The sequence below is a fragment of the Amphritea atlantica genome (genome assembly GCF_024347255.1).
Lineage (GTDB): Bacteria > Pseudomonadota > Gammaproteobacteria > Pseudomonadales > Balneatricaceae > Amphritea > Amphritea atlantica.
Map to the genome: position 1 here is coordinate 1,711,872 of NZ_AP025284.1, position 21,744 is coordinate 1,733,615.

A 21,744-nucleotide genomic window follows, 5' to 3' on the forward strand; every position below is an offset into this window, starting at 1 on the left:
CCTGTTTTTATTAAAAAAGAGTATGCTGAGGGCTCCCTTCATGGTGAAAACTTTATTGCCCCGTTAATATTCTGATGTTGTGCCCCAACGATACCGCTATACTGCCTTACTGTATTCAGGGATTGAATTTCAGTTTTATATTAAGGACAGAGCATGGACACCGACACCGCTATCTATACCCCCCTAAAAACAATTTTTGGCTTTGAGCAGTTTCGCCCGGGTCAGGAACAAACGGTGAGTCAGTTACTGCAGGGACACTCCTCTCTGGCGATCTTTCCCACAGGCTCCGGTAAATCGCTTTGCTATCAGCTAACCGCGACTCAGTTACCCCATCTGACGCTGGTGGTCTCGCCCCTGCTGGCACTGATGAAAGATCAACTGACCTTTCTGGCCAGTAAGGGGATCCCGGCCGCCAGTATAGATTCGACTCTGACGCCGGAGCAAAACCGTCAGGTGATGAGCGATGTTCGTAACGGCATCACCAAAATTCTGATGGTCTCGGTTGAGCGCTTTAAGAATGAACGTTTCCGACAGTTTATTCAGTCAGTGCCGGTGTCGATGCTGGTGGTTGATGAGGCGCATTGTATCTCTGAGTGGGGACATAATTTCCGTCCTGATTATCTGAAGTTGCCAACCTATCGCCAGGCGCTGAATATTCCGCTGGTACTGCTATTAACCGCTACCGCGACCCGCAAGGTGAAGCTGGATATGGCGCGGAAATTTGATATTACCGAGGCACATATCGTGCAGACCGGCTTTTACCGGTCTAATCTGGATCTTTCTGTATTGCCGGTCACCTCAGCGGAAAAGTGTCCGCGCCTGGCTGAACTGATTGGTCAGCAGCAGGGTGCGGGAATTGTCTATGTGACTCTACAGCACACAGCAGAAGAGGTTGCCCGCTATCTGGTGCAGCAGGGGGTGAGTGCATCAGCTTATCATGCTGGTTTTGAAGATCAGAAACGGCAACAAATACAGGCTGACTTTATGGCAGGGCGTATCGGTGTGATTATCGCCACGATCGCTTTTGGCATGGGGATCGATAAAAGCAATATTCGCTTCGTTATACACTATGATCTGCCCAAGTCGATTGAAAACTATAGTCAGGAGATTGGCCGGGCAGGCCGGGATGGGTTGCCATCTGCCTGTATCACTCTGGCTAATCTGGATGGCCTGAATACCGTAGAAAACTTTGTTTATGGGGATACCCCGGAATTGAGTGGCATCGGGTATGTTGTTGATAATATCCGCCATGAGTCTCAGGGAGGACAGTGGGAGTTACAGCTGAATGCGTTATCCACGGCCAGTAATATCCGCCAGCTACCCCTGAAAACATTGTTGGTACAACTGGAGTTACTGGGCGTGTTGCAGCCTTTATATGCATATTTTGCCGATTTCAGATACAAACTGTTGCAACCACAAACGTCGATACTTGAACGGTTTAACGGTGAACGAAAAGCGTTTCTGACGGCAGTGCTGGCGCATACCCAATTCAAACGGGTCTGGGGGACTCTGGAGTTCGAAGCTCTGTTTAACGCTTATAACTGTGATCGTCAGCGGGTGGTTGCCGCTCTCGACTATCTGCAGGATCAGCGATTGATCGAGTTGGAAACCAAAAAAGTCACTGAGGTGTATGAGGTGAATCCCCAGGCACTCGCTGATCCCGCTTTAGGGCAACAGCTGTATGATTACTTTATTGATAAAGAGCGAAAAGAGATTGCCCGAATTGCAGCGCTGGTGAGGTTCTTCGAACTGGACAGCTGTCTTAGTCGCAATCTGGCGCTCTATTTTGATGATCACCAGAGCGCTGAAAACTGCGGTCACTGCTCCGTTTGTCGAGGTCATCCTGCTGTGCTTGAGTATTCCGAATCGCCCCGCTGGCCATCGGATCAGCAATTGATCGCGGATCTGACTGGTTTGTGTCAGCATCTTTCGGGTACGGTAACCCTGGATACCCAGTGCCGCTTTCTGGCCGGAATCAGTGTGCCGTTATTTACCCGCAACAAAGTGCGGCAACTAAGTGGATTCGCGAGTTGTGAGCGTCTGAGATATGCCGACATTCGAAAGAAAGTAGAGCAGTTATCGGTTTAAACGGTTTTGTCGTCTGGCAGCGCATAACGCTAAAATTTTTTGTTTTTCGTCCTCTGTCGCGCTATGCCAGATCAGTATTTCGTTGAGGGTTCGGTAACACCCCATACAGATATCATCGCTATCCAGGCAGCAGTTGCGAACACAGGGGGAGTCCACCCTGTACGCACTTGCTGTAGAAAGATGGAGGGGAGAGGCTTTCATCTTTCGATATCTTCCAGGTTAATAAGGATTCAGGCTTGGCATAAGGTCTTTTATGGCCGCTGACGATAAGCGCTCCGTTGACTGAGCACCAGCAGACAATATCAGACGTCTAACATAGAGCAACACTACTCAAAATCACACTTAAACAGGTCTGTTTTGTTTGAATAGTCTTTACCGATAGTAGTAATGTAGTCTATATCTAGTGATTTTTTGTTTAATTAAGCTCTATGTTTGGCTGTTTATGCAGTAGATTGATAAAAATTCTGGAGTGTCAATGTTGATTAAACTGACAGGGATCGCGCTGTTAACAGGACTGTTTTGTACTCACAGCTATGCTTCCGAGAGTGGTGCCGCTCTGGTTAAAGCGTTGCTGGATGAGGGGCGCTTCAACGAAGCGTACAACCTTGCGATGACCTATCTGCAGGGGTTTGAAGGCGATCCGGAGTTTGATTTTCAATATGGTGTTGCTGCCATCGACAGTGGTAATGTCAGCGAAGGTGTTTTTGCTCTGGAACGGGTTGCCTTTTCCGATCCGAAAAATCCGCTGGTGCGGCTTGAACTGGCGCGGGGCTACTATCTGTTACAGCAGTTTGATAAGGCGCAGCAGCTGTTTGAACAGGTGCTGTTACTCGATCCGCCAGATAATGTCCGTATCCGTATCGCGCAGTATCTTGATCTGATTGAGAAGAAACAATCCTTTCCCGCCACTCAGGTTAAGGGCTTCGTTGAGATCTGGCGCGGCTATGATAGTAATATTAATTCTGGCCCTGAGTCGCAAGCCAGTCTGGTGACGCTGACCAGCGATGCACTTGGCAGAGGAAACCAGTTTAACCGACTGCGAATGGGGACAACGGTTGAGCATCAGTATGCGGCTGACCGGCAACTGGATTTTACCCTGAAAGGCGATTTCACACGCTACGATGACGAAATGGCACAGGACTACACTATCCTGTCTGTGTCGGGCGGGCATACCTGGATAGAACATCAGAACCGTTATCGACTGGGCGTTGATCTGCAGCATTTCAGTCGTGATGGTCAGCGTTATCGTGATCTGTTGGGCATAAATGGCAGCTGGACTCATTCACCGGACAATCAGTCACAGCTGCGCTTATATGGCGGGATAAATCTGTTGGAATATGCTGAAGATAGCTGGAAGGATGCAACTCAGTATTATCTTGCCGGAAATTATCTGTTTACCGGTCGGGGCAACTGGAACCCCCTTTGGTTTGCCGGTGGTTTTGTCGGCCAGGAAACCCCGGATACCGCTGGAGTACTGGCAGATTCACAGGTTGATCGTGTTTTCTGGGGATCCAATATTGGTGTTCAGTTAGAACCCGGCAATGACCTTACCCTGACTCCTGTATTGACCTATCAGTCCAGCCACTACGCAGGTGATGACTGGATATATCAAGTCCGACGTAAGGATAACTTCGCCATTCTGAATATCAATCTTGAATGGGCCGTAGAGAAAAACTGGACCGTATTGGCTGATTTAAGCTCTTACCATGCGGATTCCAATATTGAGCTATATGAGTATGACCGTCATCAGGGGATGCTGGGTCTGCGCTATAGCTTCAGGTGAGGTAGATTTATGAAGTCTATGCTGTTTAGTCTGATATTAATGTTGTGCTCGGGAGCGGTTTCTGCCGCCGAAGCTGTGGCCAGTGTGATATTGAGTTTCGGTGAGAATGTTGCGGTGGCTGCAGATGGCAGTGAGAGGGTGTTGAAACGGCATTCTGAAGTTTATGCCAATGATTTATTAAAAACCGGACCAGGAGGGCGGCTACAGCTACGGTTCAGCGATAACTCCCGGCTGGCCCTGAAAGCTGCTACTGAATTTCGTATTGCGGAGTATCAGTTTGAACAAAAGAAGCCGGAGGAGGGGAAAGCCCTCTTTCAGTTGCTAAAAGGGGGGATGCGGACGATTTCTGGGCAGATTGGCAAGCCGAACAAAGAAAATTATCGTCTGGAGACAACTGTGGCCACTATCGGCATTCGTGGCACCCACTACGGTGTTGAGTACACCGGTGAGGGGATCTATTGTGAAACCATTGAGGGGGCTATTCAGGTTACCAGCGATCATCAGACTATTCTGGTGAGTGCCGGAGAGGGCGCCTGGTGGGGGAGTAATGGCAATGTCAGAAAAGGCAGTGCAACCGGGCAGACAGGGGATTATATCCTGCGCAAAAAAGTCCAGTCTGATGCACTTACTTCCGATGAGCAAAACGAAGAGCCTGAGGACGACAGCAAGCTGGCGGGTACCATTCCGGCGACGGACCCCGAACTTGAGGGGGACTATTCCGATGATGGGCGTTCCGGTCAGCCGGAACTGCCCGATCCCACCGGTAATGGTACCAGAGCACCGGATGGCGCTCTGGTTGCTGTTGCCTTTACCCGGGATGATAAGGCTAAAGGGTACCTGTCCGGAAATGGCTCGGTCGTGGCGGGCAGCGCTTCTGGTATCGCTATCGATAACAGTGCCGGCGGTCTGGTGACGGGTATCAGCTACAAGGACAATAAGCCGAATACCACGCCCCATGCCTGTTCCCCCTGTATTTTTACCGGTGGTGACGATACCGGGTTTGTCTCCGGCAGCGGTACTGCAACCCTGGGGGGGGCTGAGATCTCCTGGGGGCGCTGGAATGCAGGGTTTGAGCTGAAAGAGAATAATACCGTTCAGACTCTGGCGGGTGGTTTCCACTACATGTATAGCGATAGCCTGACGACCCAGGCACAGCTTGATGCGCTGACAACGGCGCGCAGTGGGTCTTATCTGTATACCTTTACCAATGGCTCAACCAGTTTGACTGCGCCACAGATCGAAACCGGCGCGACCGGATCACTGGTTGGATATGGCAGCGGTGCAGTTGCCCCTGGACGTGTTTACGGGGGGACCTACGTGCTGGTGAACTGGGATTCTCTTGAGATCGAACAGGTGAGTATAAAAGCCGATGTAAATGATGGTACCGGTATTCGCAGTTTTAACCTGACTGAGGCGGTTGATAAACAGGGCGTTGCTGTGAAAACATCGCTGAATGATGTTCTGCAGGGGGGGGAGTTAACGCTTGCCGGTAGCTGTAGTGGCGGTCAGTGTTCTGTGGGAGGGAACGATACCGCGATGAACGGGCAGATGACCTTTGATCTGGTTGGAAACCGGGCCGATGGCGCGATTTCCTCTTATGGTGCATCAGGGTCCAGCCCTGTAAATAAGGATATTACGGTGGTTGGAACGGTGCTGCTGGATAGCAGTGGTCCAGCCCCTTAACGCCCCCTTGCCTTAACGGATCATTGAACCTTTCTGACGTATCAGATCAATCCAGAGTGATGACCTCGCCCTGATGCAACCGGTCGATCTGTCGCTGTGGTAACAGTCGGCGGCACTGTTGCATGATGCTATCTTCCGCACCTGGCTTCAGATGGGTTATCGCTATACGAGGATTGTGCTCCAGCTGTTCCAGTTGACCGGTTAGTAGTGATGGTGTGAGATGGCCGCTGGTTCTGGCTAACTTGTCAGACTCATCAGCAAAGGATACATCGATAATCAGCAGATCGGGTTTGCGCTGATTCAGAATAGGCCAGAGTTTATCATTGACACCGGTATCGCCGGTAAACACAAAGCTGTTGTGGCCATTATTAATCAGGTAGCCGACTGTGGGTGTTGGGTGCTCCGCCGGTATGACTTCGACCGTTTTATCCTGAATCGTCAGTACGTCGCCGATCTCAATCGGGTGCAGATTGATAATGGGCTGTTGTTCGGGAAGCTGGGTGTAGTCGGGCCAGATAGTCCAGTTAAAAATATGCTGTTCAAGCGCGCTGACCACCGCCGGTTCTGCGTAGACATTGACAGGCTTCTTATGACTGTCAAAGATGGTGGCCAGCATAAGCGGCAAGCCGATAATGTGGTCCAGATGGCCATGGGTGATAACGACATCGCGGATGCCCAGCAGTCGTTCCATCGACAGTAACTCTACCCCGGTTCCTGCATCCAGCAGAAGGGTGTCATCTATCAGAAACGTTGTGGTTTTCAGTCCCGGACCAATACCACCGCTACATCCCAGAATCTCAATTTTCACGTATATCTCCGACTGTGCAGACACAGGCTTTTCATTCTAATACCCCGGCATACTGTTTCTTTTATAACACAGAGGCTGCCTGGCATACAGTCAGCTTAAACCATTATAGAGATAAGTTCTGTACTAAAAATGAGAGGTTCGCTACAACCTGAGGGGAATTGCAGGATATGATAAGGCGATAGCTCATTTAAGGTCAGGTAGCCTGGGGCTGGATAACCCCTGTTGATATTCACTATCGGTATAAGCAATGAAACAGCGCAAAACCCGCACACTGATGGGCATCATACTGACGTTGTTGATGTTGATCCCTGTTTTTCAGGACAGCAGACCTGCCTTGTTGCAGCGTTTTGAGTACGATCTCTATGATATTCGTCTGAAGCACTTTGCAAAGCGGGAGCAGGATCCGCGTATTGTTATCGTTGATGTGGATGAAAAGAGTCTTGCGGAGCAGGGACGGTGGCCCTGGAACCGGGCGAAGCTAGCGCAGCTGCTGGACCAGCTGTTTGACCATTATGGTGTCGCTATCGCAGGTTTTGACATGGTGTTTTCTGAAGCCGATAGCAGTATCGATCTGGAGCAGTTAACAACACTGTTGCTGGAAGCCGATCAGATTCCCGATCTGCAGCACTTTTTACAACAGCTTAATCCTGACCAGCGGCTGGCAGCAGCCATCCGCGAACGCCCGGTGGTGCTGGGCTACTCCTTCGACCGCAGTGATCGTCAGCTGCAGGCCGGTGATCCCGGCATCGCGGTGATCCAATCGTCCCCTTTGCTGGACCAGCAACCGATACCCCGGGCTTCAGGTATTATTGCCAGCGTTGATGGACTCCACAGTCAGCAGGCTTATAGCGGCTTTTTCGACAACCCGATGGTGGACAGTGACGGGGTTTACCGCAGGGTGCCTATGTTGCAGAAGTATCAGGGGCAGTATTATCCCTCGCTTTCGCTGGCGATCTGGCTGGCACTGTTTGATGAGCGGCAGGTAATCCCGGAGTTTGAAGCCGATCTTTTTGGTGATCATCAGGCATTAGTGGCGATCAGTGCTGGAGGTCAGAAGATCCCTGTGGATAGTTCTGCCGCTATGCTGGTGCCTTACCGGGGCGGAAAAGGCAGCTTTCCCTACATCTCGGCAACGGATGTGATGAACGGCCTGGCGGAGCCTGCTCAGCTAAACGGCGCGATTGTGCTGATCGGTACCAGTGCGGCAGGTTTACTTGATCTTCGGGTGACCCCAGTCAGTAGCCGTTATCCAGGAGTGGAAGTACACGCTAACATTCTCTCGGGGTTGCTGGATAATCGCATTTTCAGCGAACCGGATTACACCGCTGCTGTGGAGATTATACAGTTACTGATCAGTGGCATTTTGTTATCGGTTCTGATCCCCCGCAGTTCAGTGACCTTCTCAACCCTGATTACTCTGGGTTGGGCTGCCTGTCTGACCGCTTTCAACCTGTATGCCTGGCAGAGTCTTTACTGGGTTATTCCTCTGGGTTACACACTGTTTCTGGTGTTACTGCTTTATCTGTTTCAGCAAACCACCGGTTACTTTTTCGAAACACGCAATGTTAAACAGTTGGCGGGACAGTTTGGTCACTATATTCCCCCCGAAGTAGTGCGGGAGCTGGGTAGGCAGGAGGAGGGCGTACATCTGAGCGGTGAAAACCGGGATATGACGATTTTTTTCTCTGATATCAGGGGGTTTACGCGAATCTCTGAACAGCTGGCACCGCAGCAACTGACCCGTATGATGAATATCTATCTGACCGAAATGACCCATATTATTCATCTGCAACATGGTACGGTTGATAAATATATTGGCGATGCGGTTATGGCGTTCTGGGGGGCACCACTGAAGGATGATGATCATGTCCGGCACGGCCTGGATGCGGCGCTGGCGATGCTTCAGCAACTGCCAATCGTTAATCAGCGTTTAGTTGCTGAGGGGCTGCCTGAAGTTGAAATAGGTATCGGTCTGCATGCTGGTATCATGAGTGTCGGCAACATGGGCTCTGAGTTCCGCATGGCATATACAGTGATGGGGGATGCGGTCAATCTCGCCTCCCGGCTGGAGGGCCTGACCCGGTTTTACGGCTGTCCGTTGCTGGTCAGCGGTGAACTCTGTGAACGCTTGCCCGGTTATATCTACAGGCAGATTGATCGGGTGCAGGTGAAAGGGCGCCTTGAGCCAGTCGAGCTGTTTCAGCCGATGTCAGTCGCTAACACTGAGGACGCTGATCTGGCCGAGCGGGTAGCATCGTTTAATCAGGGGGTTGCTCTTTACCGTGAGCAACAGTGGGCGTCTTCCCGGGAACGGTTTCAGCAATGGCTGGCACATACTCCATCCGACAGCGTCGCAACGATCTATCTCCAGCGTATCGCTGAGTTAGAGCAAAACAGTCCAGGAAAAGAGTGGCATGCTGTGTTCAGTCATCAGCTAAAGTAGCCCGTGGCTGTCCGTTACTGAACAAGCCCGGGAAGGGTGGTCAGATCAACCTGATCGATCTGTCTGGGGGCCATATGGCGGTTAGCGTATTCAAGATAGGCTCCGCTCTCAACAAAGATAGTAAACAGATTAGCATCGAGATGATCATCCTCCACCATGAGGCCGATAATGTTCATCGCCTGAGATAACAGCATCCCCTTTTTATAGGGGCGGTCCGGGGATGTCAGCGCTTCAAAGATATCAGCAATACACATAATTCTGGCGCGCAACGATATCTGATCACCTTTCAAACCTCTGGGGTAGCCGCTTCCGTCCAGGTGTTCATGATGATTGCAGGCAATCTCAGGCACCTGGGCTAAGTGCTTTGGGTAGGGAAGGGACTCCAGCATATCGATAGTAACTTTGATATGGTCCCGCATCACCTGAATCTCGCTGGGCAGCAACGTGCCTTTGCGAATACAGAGGTTTTCTGTCTCATCTTCCGTCAGCAGCTGTCGCAGGTTACCATCGTTGTCGGTCCAGGTGATTGCCGCAATCTGTCTGATGCGGTCGACATCCTCATCAGCCATAAATTCAGAACCGGTGTTACTCTGTTTCAGGAAAGCGATCTCTTCGTCGAGTTTACTGCACCGCTCTTCCATCTGCTTCTCAGCAAGCTTAGCTTCCGCAGCGGAAAGCCCGTGTAGCGTGCGGTAATGATCCAGCTGCAGCTGCAGTTTATATTCACGGAAGCGGGATTCCAGCAGCTCGATGCGATCAAACATCGTGTGCAGCTTAGTGGCTTTGTCGATAATGTATTCGGGAGAGGTTATTTTGCCGCAGTCGTGAAGCCAGGCGGCAATACGCAGTTCATACATCTCCTGGTTATTAAACTGAGTATCAGCATATTTGTTTCTGACACTTTCGTTGACCGCTTCAGCCAGTAACATAGCGATCTCCGGGACCTGCTCACAGTGCTTCCCGGTCACCGGGGATTTATGGTCAATGGCGCGTCCCATCAGTTTGATAAAGGATTCAAACAGCTCTCTCTGAGCATCAATCAGTCGTCGTTTTGTCAGTACGGTAGCGGCCAGAGAAGCCAGGGATTCGACCAGGTGTTGCTGGTCCGCCGGGAAGGCGATCACCTGATTATCGGCGTTCATCGCATTGATCAGCTGGAGAACACCGATAATCTCACCTTCATGGTCCACCAGAGGTACACAGAGGAAGGATTTTGATCGATAGTTCAACTGCTTATCAAATTTACGCGTACCGGAGAAATCGTATTTATCGGAGCTGTAAGCATCCGTAATATTGATCGTTTCCCGCTGCACAAATGTTTGTACCACTACTAAGTTGGACGCTTGCTTCTGAGAGTTATAAATCTCTACTGTGGGCATATCCCGGGGTTTGCGGTGAATACCCAGTGAGCGGTTATGGAGAATGGTAAAATGGAGTTCGTTGTCATTCTCTTCATTGCGGGTATAGAGGGTGCCGCCATCTGAATTGGTCAGATACATACAGCCCAGAATAATCCTGTCCAGTAACCTGATATGATCTGTTTCAGTGGTCAGAGCACTTGTCAGATCCGCAAGCTGATTGACGATTTCGTGTGTATCCAGATGATGCATGTTTCTAACCAGTGATAGTCCTTGGGTTGAGTTAAATGTGACGTTGCTTGGGCTCAGTGTCAAGGTGAATAAAGCGCGAAATCTACTAATCGGGATAAGATTGCGATGAAAAGCTGAATATTGTCTATATCCAATGGTTTTCTGCGTTTTTTGCGCTACTCCTTTGATAAAATTGAGATCTGAATCCTTGGAATAAGACCGCTTACAACGCGAGCTTCGGGCTGCATCTATTGCTGTATACCCGCGTTTTTATAGCAGTCCAGAAAACCTTGAGGAGTTGTTATGCTGAATATGGATTTCAACCAGTCGGTGAGTATTAGCACCCATCGACAGAGCTGGGTTACCAGTCCGATGCCGGGTGTCTGGCGTAAACCATTGGCGCGGGAGGACGCAGAGCAGGGGCATGCGACCAGTATTGTGCGTTATGATCCGGGAGCCAGCTTCTCCTCTCATGGGCATCCGAAAGGTGAAGAGATTCTGGTACTGCAGGGCGTGTTTTCCGATCAGACTGGAGATTATGCTGCAGGCACCTATTTTCGTAACCCTGAGGGGTTTAGTCATGCACCTTTCAGTCATGAAGGCTGCATTATTCTGGTGAAACTGCATCAGTTTCAGCCGGATGACCGGGCGCATCTGACTGTTCAGACCGATACCGCATCATGGGGTGGGACAGAGAGTGTACTGCAACGACTGGATCTGCATCAGCATAACGATGAGCAGGTGTTTATGCTCAAGAGCCAGGCCGATGTGGAACTGGATCTGAGCAACGCCCTAAAGGGGTTGGAGCTGTTTGTGATTGAAGGAGAACTGTTTGAAAATCAGCAGCTCTTTTCGCAGGGCTGCTGGATTCGTCGTCCCCGTGCCGCTCACCGCTATCGTTTAGGTCCCGGTACGCGGGTGTGGATCAAGGTTAACCATCTGTCCTGATATGCGTATTATTTTTAGCCGTAAAGGGTTTGATTCCTCCTCAGGCGGGTGCCCCAGCCCTGTGTTGCCGGATGGGCGACTCGTCACACTGCCCATTCCCGATACTGAATCAAAGATCTGTTACCGGGAACTGCACATTGAGGGTATCAATACCGGACGTCTGGTATCACAGCTGAGCGGCGCCAAAATTAAAAGTAGCAGTACCGCTCATCTTGATCCCGATCTTATCAAAGGTCACCTGCCCAGGCTGGCAGGCTGGTGCCCATCGTTGGGGCAAACCGGATCAGCTCAGGGCCATCTGAGAAACCAACAGGTTCAGCCCGGTGATCTGTTCCTCTTTTTTGGACTGTTTCGCGATGCTGAGATTTATCAGCGCCGCTGGCGCTTTATCCCCGGGACGACTGCCCGCCATCTGTTATGGGGGTGGTTACAGATCGATGAGATTGTGCCGGTTGATCGTCTGGCTCCGGGAGAGCGTCCCTGGCTGCAGGATCATCCCCATCTACACGGCGTTCCCGATAGTCATAACACCCTCTATCTGGCACGTCGGTCTCTCTCTTTACCAGGGTTGCAGCATATTCCCGGAAGCGGCGTTTTTGAACGGTTTGCGTCAAAACTGCAATTGACAATGCCTGGCTCTCCTAAGCCCAGCCTATGGCAGTTACCGACCTGGTTTTACCCTGCTGATCGTCCACCATTGAGCTATCACCACAACGCTGAGCGGTGGCATCTTAACCCGCAGTACTGCGTGCTAAAGGCAGCCGCCCGGGGCCAGGAGTTTGTATTGCAGGCCAGTCATTACCCTGAAAGTGGTGACTGGCTGCGTCAACTGTTTGCAGCCGATTAACTGCGCCTGTGGTGGTTCAGTTTTCGGGCATTGCCGGGTGTTATTCCAAAAAAACGTTTGAACGCCCGGGAGAACCCCGATACGTCTGAGAACCCCAGTTCATCTGCCAGAACACTCTGAGGTGCATCGCTGTTTTGCAGCAGAAAGCGGGCCCGGTGCATGCGTCGTGTCATGATGTATTGCTGAGGTGTCTGAGAAAGTTCTTTCTGACAGAGATAATAGAAATGGCTTTCGCTGAGGTTCAGGGCGTTAGCCAGCTCCATATTGCCCGGTGGAGAAGAGAGTCGCTGATCGATGTAGCTGTTCAGTTTGCTAAGGTTGAGTCGTGGGTTTTTGCTGTCAGTGACGGGTGTTGCTGAGTATTGCTGGCATAGCTGAGTGATAAACAGGGTAATGATCTGACAATTGATCTGATAGCGGCTTTGCTCACTGATCTGCTGGCTGCTTTTGGCGAGCTGGCTTGCCGCAAAATCCAGCATCGGTAACATCTGCGGGGATAGGGTAATGAACTCGGGCTGTTTCAGTATGGTCTCTTTAAAGGAGAGATTACAGCTCTGCTCCAACGCCTGAATATAGGGGTCAAAGGGGGCCAGATCGATCACCAGAAGCTCACTCTCCTCATTCAGACCGCTAAACAGATGGGGCTCACCATCGGGCGCTATGGCCAGCGTGCCAGTGGCGATCTGCCCGCTCTGCCGGGTGAATTCGCACTCCATCCTGCCATTCAGACCGATCAGAATCTGCGCGAAGTCATGCAGATGTTCTCCACTCTGACGGGCAATAAGGTTGCGACGGGCCAGGCTCTCTTTCATACGATGAATGTTCCGGTTAACTCGATATGCTTCAGAGTCTGAGACAATAAATTGGTAGTCTGAGACAACCCCTGGAGCGTATTTCCAGCTAACATTACTGAAAACGGCTAAATAAGAGAAGCAGTTATGCAACTGAACGCGAAACAGGTCCGTGAAGCACTGCCCTGGGATCGATTGATCGAAGCACTTAATGAGATTTTTACCAAACAGGTTTCTGCCCCTGTTCGCCATCATCATAGCATCAATGTGCCCAATGAACCTCAGGCGACCCTGTTGCTCATGCCCGCCTGGCTGGAAGGCGAGTACCTGGGGGTGAAACTGGTGAATGTGTTCCCCGGTAACAGTGCCCGGGGTCTGCCGGGTTTGAACAGTCACTATATCCTGTCGTCCGCAAAAACGGGCGAGCCGCTGGCCCAGCTGGATGCCAACGAACTGACCGCTCGGCGAACCGCTGCGGCTTCTGCGATGGCATCCGCCTACCTTTCCCGTGAGGACTCAACTGAACTGTTAATGGTTGGGGCCGGGCGGATGAGTCGCTATCTGATACCGGCGCATATGAGTGTGCGGCCGATTGCCAACGTGCGGGTGTGGAACCGTAATGAGGCTACGGCAGCAAATTTAGTCGCAGAGCTGAAAGCCGACGGAATTCAGGCAGAGATTTGCCCTGTGGAGCAGTTGGAGGCCGCTGCGAAAACAGCCGATATCATCAGCTGTGCAACACTCTCTACCACCCCCCTGATTAAAGGCGAGTGGCTCAAACCCGGTGCTCATCTGGATCTGGTAGGGAGTTTCACCCCCACAATGCGAGAGACCGATAACATTGCGATGCAACGCTGCTCGGTATTTGTCGATGTGCGTGCTGGAGCTCTGAGTGAAACCGGCGATCTGATTATGCCGATCAGGGAGGGGGCGATTACCGAAGAGGTTATCAAAGCAGAGTTTGCGGAACTGTGCAGCGGTCAGCATAGAGGGCGGGCTGAACTGGACGATTCGCAAAATGCTATCACTCTGTTTAAATCGGTGGGGGATTCTCGTGAAGATCTGGCTGCGGCGGTGCTGGCGTATCAGCAGAGCGAGCAGTATCAGAATTGATTCTGGCTGAACACCAGCCCGTCAGATTTTAGGAAAAAGCAGATGGCATTATCAGAGATGGCGCAGTGCGATGAACACTTCAATGGTTCGGTCGCGGTTATTGGCGCGGGAGTGGTCGGGCTCTGCTGTGCCCTGGAGGCGCAGCGTAAGGGTTATCAGGTGACGCTGTTTGATCGCGATGAAGCGGGTTTGGGAGCTTCATTTGGTAATGCAGGGTATCTGGCGACCGAGTTGATTGAGCCGCTTTCAAATCCACAAATCCTGCGCTCAGCGCTGCCACTATGGCTGAATCCGAAGGGACCGCTATTTCTGCCACTGCAATATTTTATGCGCATTATCCCCTGGCTGTTCCGTTTTGTTGGCTCATCGGCTCCAGAAGTACTGCGGCGGAGTCGCAAAGGCCTGATTCAGTTAAACAGAGAAGCCATTGCCGCCTGGCAGCGTTGTCTGACGGATATTGACGCCACTGAGCAGATTGTAAAGTCTGGTTATCTGCTGGTGTGGGAATCAGCCGATAAAATCGAGGCTGCCCGCCAGCACCAGGCCTGGTTGAGGAATAACCATATTGACGCCGAGCTGGTTCAGGGAGAACGGTTGGCGCAACTGGAACCTGAGCTGGCCAAAACCGTGAGTCATGCGCTGTTTTTTCCGGATGCCTGCCGTGTCAGCGAACCTTATCAGCTGTGCACGCGGTTGTTTTCGGCCTTTATAGAGCGCGGCGGAGCGTTTATTCAGCAAAACATTACTCAGGTCAAACCATCCAGCCAACAGGTGACAGTTCTCACTGAATCGCAGGATCAGCGCTATGACACTGCGATGATCTGTGCAGGCGCCTGGAGCAAAACGCTATTGAGTGATTTGGGGGTTAATGTGCCGCTGGAGGCTGAGCGGGGCTATCATCTGACGATCCCGGAAGCCGGTTTCATGCTCAGACATACGATCGGTTCCGCTGAGCGGCGTTTTGTCATGGGACCTCTGGACAGCGGCTTGCGGGTGGTGGGGATGACCGAGCTGGGGGGACTGAAGCTTCCTCCCTTTAAACAGCGCTTCGATGTGTTGCGCTACCATAGCCGTCAGCTTCTGCCTGGCCTGGATACACCAGAGCTTGAAGTCAGAGAGTGGATGGGGCACCGGCCAACGTTGCCGGATTCGCTGCCAGTGATTGATCGGCATCCACAACACCCGCAGATATTGTTTGCTTTTGGCCATCAGCATCTGGGATTAACTCAGGCCGCCGTTACCGCTGAACTGACACTCAAACTGCTGCAAAAAGAGGCCAGTATGATTGATATGAGTCTGTTTAAGGTGAACCGTTTTTAATCGATGACGGGGCAGCAGCGTTATGATGTTATTGTATCCTGTACCCGTTTTAATCCCCCGACTGAAAGCGGCGCGATGGCCGCTTATTTCATTTTAACGATTAAATTTCATTCGATTGTCATCATGTTTAACTTGCAGGCGGCGCTTTTTTTTCTATAATTGACGAATCGTCATTTATATAGAGGTCTGTATGAGTCCACGTCAAATCGATAGTCAAACCCGCGATCAGCGTGAAGAGGAGTTGCTGGATGCAGCGATGATTCTGATCGGTGCTCAGGGCGTCGAAGGGTTGACGATGGATAAGCTGGTGAGTGCAGTACCTTATTCCAAAGGCACCGTATACGGCCATTTCAGTGGAAAAGAGGACCTGTTGCTGGCGTTGTGTAACCGCGGTATGGCACTGTTAGTCAGCATGTTCAAAAGGGCTGAATCATTTGAAGGTGTCACCCGGGAGCGGCTGTTAGCCTGGATCTATGGTTATCAGCTTTACGCCCGTCTTTACCCCATGTTTTTTATGCTGGTTATTACCGCGAAAGCACCTGGCGTGGCTGAAAAGTCCTCAGAGCGGCAGCGTGAAAAACATATTCAGCTTCAGGCATTACTGAGTGAAGGGCTGCTTGGGCTTATTCGGCAGGCACTGGAAACCGCTGAATGTGGTAACCCATTGAATATGACTGCTGAGCAGATCGCGTTTGCTAACTGGTCGGCATCGTTTGGCTCAATCTCTTTGCTCAGTAAAGGGACTGACAGGTGCAATATCCGTGCAGGTCTTGAGTTAGAAGAATCTCTGCTGGCCAATGTGAGTCTTGTTCTGGATGGCCTGAACTGGCGTCCTTTATCTTCCCTGTTTGACTACAACACCAGTCTTGAACGTATCCGTTGCGAGATCTTTGCCGATGAAGTTGCAATGTTAACCGCTGGAGAGATGAATCAGGAGCGTTGCAGCAGTCTATAGACTGTGATTTAGCCGACGGCATAGCCGTTTTTTTTAAAATTTAACACTGACGAATCGTCACTAAAGGCATCACGATGAAGGAAAAACTATTTGCAACGGTTCTGCGCTACCCGGCTTTGATTCTACTGGCCTGTCTTGTGTTGACCGTTATGGCGACAGTCGGTGGAAAAAATCTGGTTTTTAAAAGTGATTACCGGGTGTTTTTCAGTGAAGAAAACCCCCAGTTAGTGGCTTATGAGTCGATCCAGAATATCTTTAACAAGAGTGATAATGTCGCTTTTATTGTGATTCCGGCTGACGGGAATATCTACACCCCTGAACATCTGCAACTGCTCAGACAGATTACCACCGACGCCTGGCAGATACCCTATTCAACCCGGGTGGATTCGATTGCAAACTACCAGCATACCTGGGCGGAAGAGGACGATATGATCGTTGAGGATCTGGTCTCAGAAGGGCAGACACTGGACCCGTCTGCACTCGACCGGATACGAGAGATTGTTAATACCGAGCCGATACTGCTAAACAAGATTGCATCGGTTAAAGGTCAGGTGTCACTGGTGAATGTGACCGTGCAGATGCCGATGATCGATCCGGTGGCTGAGGTGCCTGAGGTTGTAGCCAGGGTGCGCGAAATTCAGCAGAAGTATATGGCGGAAAATCCGGGACTTGAGATCAAACTGTCCGGCATCGTGATGATGAACAACAGCTTTGCCGAGTCTGCACTGAAGGATAATGCCACGCTGATCCCCATCATGTTTGGCGTGGTGGTGCTGACGATGCTGGTCTTGTTGCGTACTTTCAGCGGCACCTTTTCAACAGTCATTATTATTGCTGCCAGTATCGCCGCTGCGATGGGACTGGCCGGCTGGAGTGGGATGTTTCTCACCGGGCCATCGGCCAGTGCGCCAACCATGATTCTGACGCTGGCGGTAGCGGACTGTATCCATATTCTCAGTACCATGTTTTATGAGATGCGTCGCGGTATCGTGAAACGTGATGCGTTGCTGGATAGCCTGCGGATCAACTTTCAACCGGTGATGCTTACCAGTGTCACCACTGCGATCGGATTCCTGAGTATGAACTTCTCCGATTCACCTCCTTTCCGTGATCTGGGCAACATTGTTGCGGTGGGAGTGATGCTGGCGTTTCTGTTCTCTATTACGCTGTTTCCGGCGCTGCTGATGGTATTGCCGGTGCGGGTGAAACAGACCCGTGAGGAAGATCGGGACTGGACCCGCTCTCTGGCAGCGTTTGTCACTTCCAAACGCCGTATTCTGCTACCGGGGATGAGTGTCTTTATGCTGTTGTTGATCGCGTTTTTGCCGATGAACCAGCTCAATGATGATTTTGTGAAGTATTTCGATACCTCAGTACCGTTTCGTCAGGCAACCGACTATATGCAGGATAATCTGTCGGGCATGACCATGATGGAGATCTCCATAGACTCCGGTGAGTCCAGTGGTATCAATGATCCGGCGTTTCTGAAAAAACTGGGTGTCTTCAGTGACTGGTTGCGATCCCAACCGGAGACTGATCATGTCAGCACCCTGACAGATACCCTGAAGCGGTTGAATAAAAATATGCATGGGGATGATCAGAGCTACTATCGTCTGCCCGAGGACCGGGAGCTGTCGGCTCAGTATCTGTTGCTCTATGAGATGTCGTTGCCCTATGGACTTGACCTCAATAATCAGCTGAATGTGGATAAATCCTCGGTGCGCGTGGTCGGCACATTCAAAAACCTCACCAGTAATGAGCTGGTGTCACTGGAGGAACGGGTGCAAAACTGGTTTGCCAGAAATGCCCCTGAATATCAGGTACAGACCACCGGTCCGAACCTGATGTTTGCCCATATCAGCCAGCGAAATATCAAGAGTATGCTGTCAGGTATCGCGCTGGCACTGGTGCTGATCTCCCTGTTACTGGGTTTTGCTCTGCGCTCTGTTCGTTTTGGCGTTATCTCCCTGCTGCCAAATCTGGCACCGGCTGCGATGGGGTTTGGCTTGTGGTATCTGATTGATGGGCAGGTGGGACTGGGGCTCTCCGTTGTAGCGGGTATGACACTGGGTATTGTGGTGGATGATACGGTTCATTTTCTGAGTAAATACCTGTACGCCCGACGCCATCGGGATGCAGACTCTGTTGCCGCCGTTCAGTATGCTTTTGGTAGTGTTGGCCGGGCGCTCTGGATTACGACCTTTGTTCTGGTGTGCGGCTTTATGGTGCTGGCACAGTCCAGCTTTAAACTGAATGCCGATATGGGATTCCTTACGGCACTGACGATCCTGATTGCACTGGTGGTGGATTTTCTCTTCCTGCCGCCGTTGTTGATGGTGTTTGATAAAACTAAGATTGAAACACCCGCTAAAACCGCTCAAGGAGTTGAACGATGAATCTGACTAAATCTTTTTATCTGCTGCTGACACTGACTTTGTTAAGTGGCCCGGTATTGGCTCAGACGCCTGAAGAGCGAGGGCTGGAGATCGCCAGAGAAGTAAAACAGAGGGATTTTGGCTGGGCCGACATGCAGGCCGAAATGTTAATGGTGTTGCGTAATAAACAGGGAGAAGAGAGCGTTCGGGAGATCCGTATCAAGTCGCTGGAGCAAGAGGGCGATGGTGATAAGAGCCTGACGATATTCGATAAACCCCTGGATGTAAAAGGTACTGCATTTCTGAGCTTTTCCCACCCCCTTGAAGCGGATGATCAGTGGCTCTATCTGCCAGCGCTGAAGCGGGTAAAGCGGATCTCATCCCGAAACAAGTCCGGCCCGTTTATGGGATCGGAGTTTGCCTACGAGGACCTGTCTTCATTTGAGATTGAAAAATACAGTTACAAATACATCAAGGATGAATCCTGTGAGGGGGGCACCTGTTTTGTAGTAGAGCAATACCCGGTGGACAAAGATTCCGGTTATACACGACGGGTGGCCTGGATCGATCAGGATCAATACCGGGTCTGGAAAGTGGAGTTTTATGATCGTAAGAACAGTTTGCTGAAAACCCTTAGTTTCAAAGGCTATCAGCAATATCTGGACAGATACTGGCGGGCAGATCTGCAACAGATGATCAATCATCAGAATGGAAAAAGCACCGATCTGAAATGGAGTGGATACCAGTTCAGGGTTGGCCTGAATGACTCTGACTTCAATAAAAATACCCTGAAGCGGGCCCGCTGATATGTGTAAACGTTTATGGCTCTCCGGGCTGTCGGTGTTGCTGCTCAGTGGCTCTGCGGCGGCGGACGAGGTGTTTTTTGAATACAGCGGCAGGCTTTCCGGTGAGCTGCAGGGCTATCTTCATGAGGGACAGTTTAATGGTCAGGGGTATCAGAGCAATGCTTCACTGGCGCTGGAACCTGAACTGTACTGGGAGTTTAACGGGGGCAATGACTCCGTTGTGTTTACCCCCTTTTACCGGCTGGATCAGCACGATGATGAGCGTACCCACGGTGATATCCGTGAGCTGAGCTGGATCCATGTGGGCGACGACTGGGAGCTGCGTTCAGGGCTGCGAAAAGTGTTCTGGGGGGTGACAGAGTTTAACCATCTGGTGGATGTGATCAATCAGACCGATGCCGTGGAAGATAGCGATGGCGAAGACAAGCTGGGTCAGCCGATGGTCAATCTGTCACTGGTGCGGGACTGGGGTATCGTCGACCTGTTTGTGTTGCCGGGTTTCCGCGAGCGTAGTTTCGCCGGACGCGAAGGCCGGACCCGTTCGGGGTTGGTGGTGGACACCGATAACGTTCGCTATGAGTCTGGTGATGGCGATCAGCATATTGATACGGCTGTGCGCTGGAGTCAGAGTTTTGATCTGTTCGATGTCGGCTTGTACTGGTTTAACGGCACTAACCGTGATCCCCGTTTAGAAACCGCTCTCATTCAGGGTAAGCCGGTGCTAGTGCCAGTCTATGAGCAGATGGATCAGATCGGCTTTGATGGTCAGGCAACTCTTGACAGCTGGTTGTGGAAGCTCGAACTGTTGTGGCGTGATACCCCTTCAGACCGTTACAGTGCGATGCAGGCCGGGGTTGAATATAGCTTCTATGGTGTCAGTGACACCACCACCGATGTCGGCGTGCTGGTGGAGTATGGCTGGGATGAACGGGGGATCGATGCGGATACTATTTTCCAGAATGATCTGTTCTTAGGTAGCCGTATAGCTCTGAATGATGCCGCCAGTACTGAGTTTCTGGTTGGGTTTGGCTATGATCTTGATTTTGATAGCCGTAGTCTGTTTCTGGAAGCCGGCAGCCGCTTTGGTGAACGCTGGAAACTGAGTCTTGATGCCCGGTTGTTTGATGCCCGGGATAACCGCGATCTGATGGTTAATATTGAGCAGGATGATCTGCTGCAGCTGACCGCTGATTACTATTTTTAGGCGCCTGGTTTTTAAGTGCTCTGGTTTTTAACTGCACTGCCTTTTAACTGCACAGACGACCGGTATTTACTGTGTAACAAAAGCGAGTGCCTGAGTGATTCCCGCCACCTTCAGGGCGTCAGCCTGGGTCTGGTTTTTAACCAGCAGAGCACCGCAAAAAGCCAGGGCATTCAATGAGACTCCGGCGAAGGATTCGCTGCTGCGGGGCACTAGCATCAGCCATTCCCGGCAAAGCAGCAGGTTGTAAGCCATCTCCGCCTGCCGGGTTGTATGGCGGATCTGCAGACGTTGCAGAAGTATCAGGTAATGGTTATGCAACCATTGCGCGGTGTCCTGAATGTCACCGATATTGGCCGGCAGGCGCACCCCGGCTTGCCGGAAGGGCAGTTCAGCATCCGGTTCCGGGGTAGCAGAAAAGTAATTCAACGCATTGCTCAGTGGCAGATCAGTCGGTCTGACGGGAATCAGTTGCAGATGTTTATGGGGCTGACTGGCCCCGGCTTCCCGACCACCATTATAGAAAACAACACCGTCAATCTCTCGAAGTGCCATCAATGCTGCCGTGAAATCTGATAGCGTCAGCAGGTGAGTCTGAGGCTCAAAATCCCGGGTCACCAGCAGCAGGTGATTATCGATGACACTGAATTTGTTTAACAGACAGATATGTTTCGCACCGATGTCAGCCACATAAAGTTCGGGGTCATAGGGTTTAAACGGGTTAACAGAGCGGTTTGCCGCCTGTTTAATCCGCCGGTCATTTTCTTTATGTTGCAGGCTACTGAGTGTTCTTAGCTGATAACTAAAGGGCGCTTCATACACTGTTTCAATCGTCGTGCTGATTGGTTGCAGGGCACCGCTGTTAAGGGCTGCCTGAGTGGTAGCCAGGGTTTTCTGCCAGAGTGATAGGGTCATGCGCTAGCTCCGGATACGATCAGGTTTTCAGATTACGCAGGCGAAATGCTGTTGTATAGTAAAGACAGATTATCCGCCA

At 51.2% G+C, this 21,744-nt stretch carries 17 protein-coding genes; 12 read left to right on the top strand and 5 right to left on the bottom strand.

Features of this window, described 5'->3' with window-relative positions; genetic code table 11:
• Positions 1–153: 153 nt before the first annotated feature.
• A complete protein-coding gene (locus OCU43_RS07750) occupies positions 154–2,088 on the top strand; it encodes a RecQ family ATP-dependent DNA helicase (RefSeq protein ID WP_091353088.1) in 1,935 nt (644 codons plus the stop codon).
• Here OCU43_RS07750 and OCU43_RS07755 read toward each other — a convergent pair.
• Positions 2,077–2,289: a DUF1289 domain-containing protein gene (locus OCU43_RS07755; protein WP_091353090.1), complete on the bottom strand. Its 213-nt coding sequence runs from the start codon at positions 2,287–2,289 to the stop codon at positions 2,077–2,079. The two genes, OCU43_RS07750 and OCU43_RS07755, sit on opposite strands and share 12 nt — an antisense overlap.
• Positions 2,290–2,563: 274 nt before the next feature.
• Here OCU43_RS07755 and OCU43_RS07760 point away from each other — a divergent pair, with 274 nt between their 5' ends.
• Positions 2,564–3,871 carry a tetratricopeptide repeat protein gene (locus tag OCU43_RS07760; protein WP_245756479.1) on the top strand — a complete coding sequence of 436 codons (1,308 nt, stop codon included), beginning with the start codon at positions 2,564–2,566 and terminating at the stop codon, positions 3,869–3,871.
• A 9-nt stretch (positions 3,872–3,880) separates the two neighbouring features.
• On the top strand, positions 3,881–5,554 hold the full coding sequence (locus tag OCU43_RS07765; protein WP_091353092.1) for a FecR family protein: 1,674 nt from the start codon (positions 3,881–3,883) through the stop codon (positions 5,552–5,554).
• A gap of 46 nt (positions 5,555–5,600) precedes the next feature.
• On the opposite strand, the gene OCU43_RS07770 is transcribed toward OCU43_RS07765, so the two are convergent.
• On the bottom strand, positions 5,601–6,362 hold the full coding sequence (locus OCU43_RS07770; RefSeq protein ID WP_091353909.1) for an MBL fold metallo-hydrolase: 762 nt from the start codon (positions 6,360–6,362) through the stop codon (positions 5,601–5,603).
• A gap of 247 nt (positions 6,363–6,609) precedes the next feature.
• On the opposite strand from OCU43_RS07770, the gene OCU43_RS07775 reads away from it, so the two are divergent.
• Positions 6,610–8,805 (top strand): CHASE2 domain-containing protein, encoded by a 2,196-nt coding sequence (locus OCU43_RS07775; protein ID WP_091353095.1) that lies wholly within the window; start codon positions 6,610–6,612, stop codon positions 8,803–8,805.
• A gap of 14 nt (positions 8,806–8,819) precedes the next feature.
• Here the strand turns inward: OCU43_RS07775 and OCU43_RS07780 are convergent, their stop codons facing one another.
• The gene (locus OCU43_RS07780) at positions 8,820–10,415 is read right to left on the bottom strand and encodes an HD domain-containing phosphohydrolase (protein WP_091353098.1); all 1,596 of its coding nucleotides are present in this window, start codon (positions 10,413–10,415) and stop codon (positions 8,820–8,822) included.
• Positions 10,416–10,697: 282 nt separating this feature from the next.
• Here OCU43_RS07780 and OCU43_RS07785 point away from each other — a divergent pair, with 282 nt between their 5' ends.
• Positions 10,698–11,342: a cupin domain-containing protein gene (locus OCU43_RS07785; protein ID WP_091353100.1), complete on the top strand. Its 645-nt coding sequence runs from the start codon at positions 10,698–10,700 to the stop codon at positions 11,340–11,342.
• Position 11,343: 1 nt separating this feature from the next.
• Positions 11,344–12,189, top strand: a complete 846-nt coding sequence (locus tag OCU43_RS07790) for an Nmad3 family putative nucleotide modification protein (RefSeq protein WP_091353103.1) — start codon at positions 11,344–11,346, stop codon at positions 12,187–12,189.
• Here OCU43_RS07790 and OCU43_RS07795 read toward each other — a convergent pair.
• Positions 12,186–13,001, bottom strand: coding sequence for an AraC family transcriptional regulator (locus OCU43_RS07795; protein ID WP_091353106.1), 816 nt, complete (start codon positions 12,999–13,001; stop codon positions 12,186–12,188). The genes OCU43_RS07790 and OCU43_RS07795 overlap by 4 nt on opposite strands.
• A 126-nt stretch (positions 13,002–13,127) precedes the next feature.
• Here OCU43_RS07795 and lhpI point away from each other — a divergent pair, with 126 nt between their 5' ends.
• The 6 genes from lhpI to OCU43_RS07825 all read left to right on the top strand — a co-directional run bounded on the left by lhpI (position 13,128) and on the right by OCU43_RS07825 (position 20,753).
• On the top strand, positions 13,128–14,093 hold the full coding sequence (gene lhpI, locus OCU43_RS07800) for a bifunctional Delta(1)-pyrroline-2-carboxylate/Delta(1)-piperideine-2-carboxylate reductase (protein ID WP_091353109.1): 966 nt from the start codon (positions 13,128–13,130) through the stop codon (positions 14,091–14,093).
• A gap of 42 nt (positions 14,094–14,135) precedes the next feature.
• Positions 14,136–15,413, top strand: coding sequence for an NAD(P)/FAD-dependent oxidoreductase (locus tag OCU43_RS07805; RefSeq protein ID WP_217647370.1), 1,278 nt, complete (start codon positions 14,136–14,138; stop codon positions 15,411–15,413).
• A 190-nt stretch (positions 15,414–15,603) separates the two neighbouring features.
• Complete coding sequence (locus OCU43_RS07810; RefSeq protein WP_091353111.1) at positions 15,604–16,368, top strand: TetR/AcrR family transcriptional regulator; 765 nt, start codon at positions 15,604–15,606, stop codon at positions 16,366–16,368.
• A gap of 74 nt (positions 16,369–16,442) precedes the next feature.
• The gene (locus tag OCU43_RS07815; protein ID WP_091353113.1) at positions 16,443–18,764 is read left to right on the top strand and encodes an efflux RND transporter permease subunit; all 2,322 of its coding nucleotides are present in this window, start codon (positions 16,443–16,445) and stop codon (positions 18,762–18,764) included.
• Entirely contained in the window at positions 18,761–19,549 is a 789-nt protein-coding gene (locus tag OCU43_RS07820; protein ID WP_091353116.1) for an outer membrane lipoprotein-sorting protein, read from the top strand. Before OCU43_RS07815 ends, OCU43_RS07820 begins: the two co-directional genes overlap by 4 nt.
• A 1-nt stretch (position 19,550) precedes the next feature.
• Complete coding sequence (locus OCU43_RS07825) at positions 19,551–20,753, top strand: hypothetical protein (protein ID WP_091353117.1); 1,203 nt, start codon at positions 19,551–19,553, stop codon at positions 20,751–20,753.
• A 66-nt stretch (positions 20,754–20,819) separates the two neighbouring features.
• Here OCU43_RS07825 and OCU43_RS07830 read toward each other — a convergent pair whose 3' ends face one another.
• Entirely contained in the window at positions 20,820–21,665 is an 846-nt protein-coding gene (locus OCU43_RS07830) for an ATP adenylyltransferase family protein (protein WP_091353120.1), read from the bottom strand.
• Between the last annotated feature and the right edge of the window lie 79 nt (positions 21,666–21,744).

Coding starts and splice junctions, on each gene's coding strand:
- OCU43_RS07750 (WP_091353088.1), top strand. CDS start 154: ATGGACACCGACACCGCTATCTATACCCCCCTAAAAACAATTTTTGGC.
- OCU43_RS07755 (WP_091353090.1), bottom strand. CDS start 2,289: ATGAAAGCCTCTCCCCTCCATCTTTCTACAGCAAGTGCGTACAGGGTG.
- OCU43_RS07760 (WP_245756479.1), top strand. CDS start 2,564: ATGTTGATTAAACTGACAGGGATCGCGCTGTTAACAGGACTGTTTTGT.
- OCU43_RS07765 (WP_091353092.1), top strand. CDS start 3,881: ATGAAGTCTATGCTGTTTAGTCTGATATTAATGTTGTGCTCGGGAGCG.
- OCU43_RS07775 (WP_091353095.1), top strand. CDS start 6,610: ATGAAACAGCGCAAAACCCGCACACTGATGGGCATCATACTGACGTTG.
- OCU43_RS07780 (WP_091353098.1), bottom strand. CDS start 10,415: ATGCATCATCTGGATACACACGAAATCGTCAATCAGCTTGCGGATCTG.
- OCU43_RS07785 (WP_091353100.1), top strand. CDS start 10,698: ATGCTGAATATGGATTTCAACCAGTCGGTGAGTATTAGCACCCATCGA.
- OCU43_RS07790 (WP_091353103.1), top strand. CDS start 11,344: ATGCGTATTATTTTTAGCCGTAAAGGGTTTGATTCCTCCTCAGGCGGG.
- OCU43_RS07795 (WP_091353106.1), bottom strand. CDS start 13,001: ATGAAAGAGAGCCTGGCCCGTCGCAACCTTATTGCCCGTCAGAGTGGA.
- lhpI (WP_091353109.1), top strand. CDS start 13,128: ATGCAACTGAACGCGAAACAGGTCCGTGAAGCACTGCCCTGGGATCGA.
- OCU43_RS07805 (WP_217647370.1), top strand. CDS start 14,136: ATGGCATTATCAGAGATGGCGCAGTGCGATGAACACTTCAATGGTTCG.
- OCU43_RS07810 (WP_091353111.1), top strand. CDS start 15,604: ATGAGTCCACGTCAAATCGATAGTCAAACCCGCGATCAGCGTGAAGAG.
- OCU43_RS07815 (WP_091353113.1), top strand. CDS start 16,443: ATGAAGGAAAAACTATTTGCAACGGTTCTGCGCTACCCGGCTTTGATT.
- OCU43_RS07820 (WP_091353116.1), top strand. CDS start 18,761: ATGAATCTGACTAAATCTTTTTATCTGCTGCTGACACTGACTTTGTTA.
- OCU43_RS07825 (WP_091353117.1), top strand. CDS start 19,551: ATGTGTAAACGTTTATGGCTCTCCGGGCTGTCGGTGTTGCTGCTCAGT.
- OCU43_RS07830 (WP_091353120.1), bottom strand. CDS start 21,665: ATGACCCTATCACTCTGGCAGAAAACCCTGGCTACCACTCAGGCAGCC.